We start from the raw sequence: 234 nt of genomic DNA on the forward strand, positions 1-234 counted from the left end.
ACAGGTCTTGCATACCCATACTATCTCTTAGCATGAATAATTGGTACGGTAATGTCCGCATATCTTGGGAAGTTGTGAATGCTAGAACGAATGGGAACTCATTCCATGCTTCACGCAATGAAAAGATACTTACTGTGATAATGGCTGGCAGCGAGATAGGAATAACAATATGCCAGATGATCTGCCACGGTTTTGCCCCATCAATCGCCGCTGCTTCTTCAAGCGCCTTAGGAA

Annotated in this window: 1 protein-coding gene; it reads right to left on the minus strand. The window is 44.4% G+C overall.

Annotation, left to right across the window (positions count from 1 at the left end):
* Positions 1-234: ABC transporter permease subunit (locus AOA61_RS24590; protein ID WP_143521253.1), on the minus strand; the 234-nt coding region annotated here is incomplete at both ends.

This window comes from Pseudomonas sp. 2995-1, from assembly GCF_002742505.1.
Taxonomy (GTDB): Bacteria; Pseudomonadota; Gammaproteobacteria; order Pseudomonadales; family Pseudomonadaceae; genus Aquipseudomonas; species Aquipseudomonas sivasensis.